At 65.9% G+C, this 2,722-nt stretch carries 2 protein-coding genes; one reads left to right on the top strand and one right to left on the bottom strand.

What is annotated here, in order from left to right; translation table 11 throughout:
• Positions 1-235: 235 nt before the first annotated feature.
• Positions 236-838, top strand: a complete 603-nt coding sequence (locus WAN02_RS03520) for a DUF1707 SHOCT-like domain-containing protein (protein ID WP_422262798.1) — start codon at positions 236-238, stop codon at positions 836-838.
• Between the two features lie 9 nt (positions 839-847).
• On the opposite strand, the gene WAN02_RS03515 is transcribed toward WAN02_RS03520, so the two are convergent.
• Positions 848-2,722: vWA domain-containing protein (locus WAN02_RS03515; protein ID WP_422262797.1), on the bottom strand; the 1,875-nt coding region annotated here is incomplete at its 5' end.

Genomic DNA, 2,722 nt, shown 5'->3' with positions numbered 1-2,722 from the left:
CCGAAATGACCGGCAACACCAACCAGTTGGCACCCATGCTCGGTGCCTGTGCGATCGCGATGCTCGTCGCGATCGCGCTGCGATCTGAATCCATCTACGACCGGCTCGCCGAACGGGCCGCCCAGCGGTCCGCAAGCGAACAGTCCCCACCACACCTGAGTGAATTCTGAGGGTGGCGCAACAGTTTAGCGAAGACACCTTGCAGCAAAATTTCTTCGCCGTAGGCTCGTCACTGATGAGGAAGTCAGCGCAGCGAGGCGCGCAGGACCTACGGAACGCAGCGACGCGTGCCGCCGACACCGATCGCATTCAGGTAGCCCAGCTGCTCACCGACGCCGCCGCGCAGGGCCAACTTCAGATGAGCGACTACGAAGACCGCCTCACCAAAGCCTACGCGGCGAAGACCTACGAAGAACTGGATCGTCTGCGCGAGGACCTGCTCGGGTCGTCGATGAGTCCGCAACGCGGGGGCGCCACCAAGCCCGCGCCCTCGATGCTGCTGCTGGCCATCATGAGCGCGTTCGAGCGGCGCGGCCGCTGGAATGTCCCCAAGAAGCTGACGACGTTCGCGCTGTGGGGTGGCGGCGTGATCGACCTGCGCTACGCCGACTTCACCTCCACCGACGTCGAGATCCACGCGACCTCGATCATGGGCGGGCAGACCATCCTGTTGCCGCCCGAAGTCAACGTCGAGATCAAGGGGCACGGCGTGATGGGTGGGTTCGACCACAACGTCACGGGCGAAGGCACCCCCGGCGCGCCGACCGTGCGGATCCACGGCTTCTCGCTGTGGGGCGGCGTCAGTATCCGGCGGAAGAACCGCAAGACCCAGCGCTAACCCGTTGAACTATCGCCGGCGGCTGCGTAGGTAGTCACCGACCACCGCCGCACCCAACCCGTCGAGATCGGGATCGACGACTCGGCCCTCGACACGACGCGCAACCTGGTCGATGAAACGGGCCAGCCCCGGGTCGCTGCCCAATCGGAAGATCGTCACCTGCGCGCCCAACCGGGCCATCTCATCGAAGCCGCGCACGGTGTTGGCAATGGTCCGCGGATGCGGCGGGTAGTCAAAAAACACAGCGGCACCCCTACCGTCGCCGGTGTCCTCCAGGTGCGCGGTCGGCTCACCGTCGGTGACCACCAGCAGGACGGGCTGCGCATTGGGATGCCGGCGCAGATGCCGCCCGGCCAAAGCCAGTGCGTGATGCAGGTTGGTGCCCTGCTCGTACACGCCTTCCAGGCCCATCAGCTCCGCGCTGGTCACGGTTCGCGCGTAGCGGCCAAAAGCGATGATCTGCAACGCATCTGAACGGAATCGGGTTCGTACCAGATGATCGAGCGCCAGCGCCGTGCGTTTCATCGGCAACCAGCGATTCTCCATCACCATCGAGAACGACGTGTCGACCAGCAGCGCGACCGCAGCCTGCGTGCGGGTCTCGGTCTCGGACACCTCGACGTCGTCGACGGTGACGCGAATCGACGACTCTCGGTTGTCCGCCTGGGTGCCGGCCTGCCGCAGGACGGCGTTGGTGAGCGTCCGCGTGACGTTCCACGGCTCGGTGTCGCCGAACTGCCAGGGCCGGGTTGCACCGGTCAGCTCACCGGCGGCTCCGGCGCGTCGCAGTTCGCGCTCGCCGCGACGGCTCGAAAGCTGCTGCGCCACATCACGTAATGCTGTCTCGCCGAGCCGCCGCATCGCCTTCGGCGACAACCGCCACTGGCCATCCGAGCTTCGGTCGAGGAAGCCTTGATTGACCAGCGCACGCTCGAGTTCGGACAGTGTCTGGGCGTCGATGGCGGCCTGGTCACCGAGCTGGCGGGCCAGCGCGTCGAGGTCGACGTCGTCCATCGTCGCGCCCGGATAGGCCTGCGACAGCTGCTCGGCGAGTTGTTCCAGTTCGCCGATGTCGGCCAGCGCCTGCGCGCCTTCACCCATGCCCAGCGGGTTGTCGCCGGAGAACTGCGATGAGCCGTCCCAGTCCTCGCCGGGCCGGGCCGCTTGCAGGTGGGAGTCAAGTCGATCCAGCGCCTGCATCAACGCCGGGGAGCCGAATGCCTGCTGCGCCAACGCATCCAACTCGGCGCGCTGATCCGGGCTCAGGCTGTTGCGGAACCGCTGAGCGGCCGCCGCCCGCTTGGCCAGCGAGTCCAGCAGCTCCTCGACATTCTGCGGGTTCTCCGGGAAGAACTCGCCGTGCTTGTCCATGAAGTCCTGGAAATCTTGTTGGGAATCTTGCCCTTTCGCGTGCTTGTCCAACAGGTCGTTGAGGTCGTTGAGCATGTCGTTGACGCGCTGACGGTCCTCGTCGGTGGCGCCTTCCAGCGCTTCCTTCATGCCGGCGAATCGCTGGTCGAGCATCTCACGACCGAGCAGATCTTTGATCTGCTCGTACTTCTGTCGCGCCTCGTCGCTGCGCCAGTCGTATTCGGAAAGCTCTTGCACGGCTTTGGCCGGCGACGGCGAAAGCGCATCCAGTTGCAGCTCCCCGAAGCGCGCGTCGTCGTCCAACGCGCGCGCCAATTCCTTGCGCTCAGCCAGCACCGCATCGTCGAGCAGCTTTTTGATCTCCTGCAGGGTGCCGTCTAAGTTGTTCTCGCGCAGCAATTCTCGTCGCCGACGATTGGCCTCCGCGGCCAGCCGGTCGGCTCCGGTCATGTTCTTGGTGCCGCGGCGCATCAGCTCGGACAGCGCGCGACGCGGCGAGGTGCCCGCCATCAC

This window comes from Mycobacterium sp. (assembly GCF_049281135.1).
GTDB lineage: Bacteria > Actinomycetota > Actinomycetes > Mycobacteriales > Mycobacteriaceae > Mycobacterium.
Note: the sequence above shows the minus strand (reverse complement) of the source record. Positions and strands in the feature narration are given on the sequence as shown.

What these genes read in the sequence shown, in the direction of transcription:
- WAN02_RS03520 (WP_422262798.1), top strand. Translation starts at nt 236, where the DNA reads ATGAGGAAGTCAGCGCAGCGAGGCGCGCAGGACCTACGGAACGCAGCG.